Source organism: Pseudomonas sp. ok272, from assembly GCF_900109995.1.
Lineage (GTDB): Bacteria > Pseudomonadota > Gammaproteobacteria > Pseudomonadales > Pseudomonadaceae > Aquipseudomonas.
On the sequence record NZ_FOCB01000033.1, the window covers coordinates 1 to 4,016 of the forward strand.

Annotated in this window: 2 protein-coding genes and 1 pseudogene; all 3 read left to right on the plus strand. The window is 55.1% G+C overall.

Features of this window, described 5'->3' with window-relative positions; all coding sequences use genetic code 11:
• Positions 1–158: 158 nt before the first annotated feature.
• A pseudogene (locus BMW74_RS24095) lies at positions 159–1,162 on the plus strand (DUF2345 domain-containing protein).
• Between the two features lie 17 nt (positions 1,163–1,179).
• Positions 1,180–3,471, plus strand: coding sequence for a hypothetical protein (locus BMW74_RS24100; RefSeq protein ID WP_093426603.1), 2,292 nt, complete (start codon positions 1,180–1,182; stop codon positions 3,469–3,471).
• A gap of 12 nt (positions 3,472–3,483) precedes the next feature.
• Positions 3,484–4,016: formylglycine-generating enzyme family protein (locus BMW74_RS24105; RefSeq protein WP_139208472.1), on the plus strand; the 533-nt coding region annotated here is incomplete at its 3' end.

The window sequence follows — 4,016 nt, forward strand, 5'->3', positions numbered from 1 at the left end:
TGATTGCCGGCACCGAGGTGGCGGTGGCCTTCGAACACGGCGACCCCGACCGCCCCTACATCGCCCACGCGCTGCACGACAGCAAACACCCGGACCACGTCAGCCTGCGCAACTACAAACGCAACGTATTGCGCACCCCGGCCAACAACAAACTGCGCATGGAGGATGAACGCGGCCAGGAGCACGTCAAGCTCAGCACCGAGCACAGCGGCAAGAGCCAGTTGAACCTTGGGCATCTGGTGGATGCCGGGAAGAAAAAGCGCGGCGAAGGGTTTGAGCTGAGGACCGATGGCTGGGGGGCGATACGGGCGGGTAAGGGCTTGTTCATCAGTGCCGATGCGCAACCCCAAGCCCAGGGCCAGGTGCTGGACATGAACGCCGCCTTGGCTCAACTCAATAACGCCTTGCAACTGGTCACTACCCTGGCGCAAAGCGCTGCCGCAGCGGACGCATTATCGGCCGACGGGCAATCTCAGCAGGGGCTGCGAGATCGCTTGGCCCAGCTCAAGTCCGCGGGGCTGATCGCCTCGGCCCCCGGGGGCATGGCGTTGACTACGCCGCAGAACCTTCAGCTTTCGGCCGGGGAAAACCTCACCGCCACCGCAGGAGACAGTGCCGATATCACGGTACTCAAGCGCTTCAGTGTGGCCGCCGGGGGGCCATCAGCCTGTTTGCCCAGAAGCTCGGCCTCAAATTGTTTGCCGCCCGTGGCCCGGTGGAAATCCAGGCCAAAACCGACGCCATGGCGCTGACGGCCGACGAGGCACTGACGCTTGAAAGCATCAATGGCGAAATCACCTTGAACGCCCTACAGGGCATCACCCTGGTCAGTCGGGGCGCCTACATCAAGCTCAAGGATGGCTCCATCGAGATCGGCGCACCGGGCGAGCTGCGGATCAAAAACGACAACATCGCTTGGGGCGGCTCGGCCTCGCTCGAACAGGCCCTGGGCGCCATGACCCTGCAAGACCCGGTTTACAAAAGCCCGATGCAGGGTGGTTTCCAGGTCAAGGACGCGCAGACCGGTGCGCCCAAGTCTTGCGTGGAATACCGCATCGAAACCGCAGACGGCTGCGTGGTGAGCGGGGTGACCGACGAGAACGGTTTCACCCAGCACCACTACGGCCTTGATCTACAGCGCATCAAGCTGATCTTTAAGTAACCGGGGGAGTTTGAAACATGACTGAAGCCAACGATGCCGCCGCTGAAAACCAGATCAACAAGCACGCGCCCGTCGTGGTCGTGGAACATTCGTCGATGCAATGCTACTTCCGCCCCGACACGGAAGAGCTGGTCTATATCGCCGACCAGGAAGCGAGCACGTTCGAACAGCACTGGAAAGACATGACGAGCACGGTGAATCAATTTCACCTGGCCAAGGCGGCCTACTCCAGTGCCCTGGAGACGTATGAGCAGGCGGCTTCAACCCAGAGGCTTGCGCCTCTGTCAGATGACCCCCACGCCCTGGAGGTGATCGCCGCCGAAACTCGGTTGGAGAAGGACCGGCAGGCGTTACGCGAAAAACTCGGCGAGTTCTCCACTCAGAACATGAGCTATGACGATGTGGTGGAACTGATCCCGGTGATGGGCAAGGGGCAGAAAAATAAACGCGGCAGCAAGCCTGCCCGTTTTGCCTACGTCAAGAAGGGTTACTTCACCCAGAACAAGGACGGCCGCAAGTTACACACCGTGTCCTTGAAAGGCAGTGAAAAGAAAGGTGCCCAGGAAAGCATCTATAGCAAAGACAAGCACGGTAACCGTCGGATCGACACGAACAAACTCAAAGAGCAGTTGACGACCCTGAAATGGGAGAAAGTAAAACTAGACATGAAGGACATTGTCAGCTGGACCGGGCTTGATATTGATCCAGAGGCACTGAACAAGGATTTTGCGCTGTTTGATTGGGCGCAAAGTTGGAACGAGAGTCTGGTCGGCAAACGGGAGCTGGGCGCTAGCGTCGATGTTTCCGGTGCGGCGCAGTTCATGCGCTTTGTTTCCAACGTCGGGGCCAGTGTCGAGTTCGACCCTGAGAAGGGCAACATTGCGCTCAAGGGCGAAGCCAAGGCCAACCAGACCCTGGTCTCCGGCATGGTAAACCTCACCCGGTACATACCGGATCGCCTGGGGTGGGCGTTGCGCTACACCACCAGCAAAGGCAATGCCTTTGACATGGGCATGCTGCGCCTGTACCTGGCCGGTGAGTTGAGCGGCTTTGTGGGCGCCTCCGTGCAGGTGGAGGCGCAACTGCAGGTCGTGGTGGTCGATGGCCGGGAACAAAAACTGGCCGGGCAACCCAATAGCCGCCTGCCGCGTTTTTCGCAAAGAAGAACCCAGGGTTCGGTCTTCCACCAGCAAATGGCCGCCGAAGACGACGGCCTCAGTGTCTCCGCCGAAGCCTTTGGAGGGGCCCGGGTAGAAGGCGGCCTCAAGGGCGGCCTGCAATGGCTCAAACCCACCCCGCCGGTGAATGAAAATGCACCGGTGATCGAGATATTGAAGTCCTCTGGGGAGTTCACCGACTTTTGCAACATTGGCCAAAGCATTGGCGCGATGGCCGGTGTTGGCGCCGGGGGCAAGTTTCACTGCACGTTCATTAACGGACGGTTCTGCTTTCATGTGGCCGCCAGTGTGTGTTGTGGCGTTGGTGCAAAGGGGATGTTTGTTTGTGAGGTCGAGGCCAATACGATCACGGAGTTTGGGGCTTGGTTGATCTATCAGTTGTATCGGTTGGGTTATGGGTTTTTTGATGTGGTGGAGAGAAGGACTTTTGAGGCGTATAGCCAGTATTGTGTTATGCAAATCGCTGATGTGAAAAGTAAAATATATAATGATTATAACTTCGGAAAGCTTAGTGTTGAGGAGGTTTCTACACGGTTTAGAAAATTTGTATTGGGAGTTGCAGACAAGAACAAAGAAAATTTAGACGCTTCGAAACGCCGAAATCAATTAGCCAAGAATATCATTTCAAACCCAGCGGATTTGCTGCTCTACACCCCTGAGACCAAGGGTGTACTCCTCTACCTGCTAACTCGCCATGGTATCTGGGATCATCTGGATTGGGTGAATCGCGGAGATAAATGGATTCCTGATATCTATTCAGATCGCAAGGACGCGGTGATCTGGGTACTCAAGAGCATCCAGACCCGTGCGGAATGGAACAAGGTACTGTGCCGCATGACGGCCGATGGCCGCCAATTGCACAGCGACGACAACCAACTCGCCATCATCGAACAACAAGAACAGCACTTGGTGAACTTCCTGAAGGAAGGCTTCAATCGTGATCAGGATTTGTATAAGGCCAAGGCTGAACTGGCAACTATTTATGATCGTTTGAAAAGTGACGTCACGTGGGGGTATGCGCTGGCCATGAATGATTCGGCCTATTACAAGTGCAATACCGGTCACAATGCGCACTACCTTCAGCGCTGTACGCTGGGTTCTTTCGAACAGCAACCAAGTCGTTTTTCTTAGTTTGGATTTGTCATGAGTACAATAAAGTTAAAGATAAGTCTATTGGCTACCTTGTTGTTAGGGTGCGAGCAATCGCCATCGCCAGCCAAAAATTCTGAGTCTCGCGGCACTTCGTCGGATCTTTCTCGATTTATTAAGGCTGTTAAAGATGATCTGGTATTCGTCGAGGGTGGCGAGTTTTTTATGGGGGATTATGGTCCTAGATTCGGTGCTGAAAAACTACCCTTTGATATGAGATCGAATAGCTCACCCTTGCACAAGGTTGAGTTAAGCAGCTATTCCATCAGTCGATTTAAAATAACCAATCATGAGTTCCAACTCTATTTGAAGTCCAATGGTCTGGCGTTAAGGGAGAAAGGAGGGCCGATTAAGGAAGAATGGGATGCGATTAACTCGACACCTAATACGCCAGCCCATCTCGATTGGTTTGAAGCAGACAGCTATTGCAAGTGGTTGTCCACGCTGACTGGAGAGCCATTTGCATTGCCAACCGAAGCGCAGTGGGAGTATGCGGCTCGCAGTCGTGGTCAGTTTTTAATGGTGGC